Source organism: Aestuarium sp. (assembly GCF_023253315.1).
Taxonomy (GTDB): Bacteria; Pseudomonadota; Alphaproteobacteria; order Rhodobacterales; family Rhodobacteraceae; genus Marivivens; species Marivivens donghaensis.
In genome coordinates, this window is the sequence record NZ_JALRGW010000108.1 from 1 (window position 1) to 960 (window position 960).

The 960-nt window shown below is 58.8% G+C and carries 1 protein-coding gene; it reads left to right on the plus strand.

Annotated features, from left to right (window positions below; genetic code table 11):
* On the plus strand, positions 1-660 hold a 660-nt coding region (locus AC1QQ2_RS14445), incomplete at its 5' end, for a D-alanyl-D-alanine carboxypeptidase family protein (RefSeq protein WP_479713670.1).
* Positions 661-960: the final 300 nt, after the last annotated feature.

A 960-nucleotide genomic window follows, 5' to 3' on the forward strand; every position in this document is an offset into this window, starting at 1 on the left:
GACTTGGCGCTGCTGTCGACGCGGCTGATGAACGACTTTCCGGCGTACACCCCGATCTACGCAACCAAGCACTATCGCTACCCAGGCACGCCTGCGGCAAACGATACCAATCGCAATTTATTGCTCTTCAGAGATCCCACGGTGGACGGTCTGAAAACAGGCCACACCGAAGCAGCTGGCTACTGCCTTGTCGCGACGGCGATTCGGCCCGTGCCACCCCGAGGGGGAGAGGGTCTGCGGACGCGGCGTCTGCTGTCCGTCATTTTGGGTGCCAGCAGCGCGACCAGTCGTGCCACTGAGAGCCAAAAACTGCTCAATTGGGGCTATAGCAACTTTGAGTTGGTGACCGTTGCGAAGGCGGACGCCGCCCTGACCACGGCCCGCGTTTGGAAAGGCCAAACCAAAATGGCTGCGCTTGGCGTGAAGGGCGGCTTGGCCGTTACGGTCCCTACCGGCAGTAGCGACAAGGTTGAGTTAAAGGTCAACGTGTCTGAGCGCCTCATCGCGCCCCTGGCGGCGGGCCAAGTGGTTGGCGATGTGTCGGTCTCCTTGCCGGGCGGCGTGGTGTTGACCAAGCAGCCGCTGGTCGCCGTTGAGGCGGTGCCGGCAGATGGCTTCCTGGGCCGCATGTGGGATACGCTGCTGTTGCTTTCTGAGTAGTTCAAAAGCACTCATGACCTGGCGCAATGCGGGCGCCAGTGCGGGAAATACAACGCGGCGAGCGGTGTGTCATCAAAAACTTTTGGGCACCCCTCGCAAAAAAAAGCAGAAGTGCTATGATCGAAGGCTTTTCGGAAAAAACCGAAGGGGCGCGCGTCGGCGCGGGCAACGTTTTCACGGGCGTTTTTCGCACATTTTTCAGCTGCCGCGTGTTTTGTTTTTTGAATTTTTGACGTTTAGGGACGTTTCATGCCAACCATTAACCAACTCATTCGCCACGGGCGGACGGTCGAAAAGATC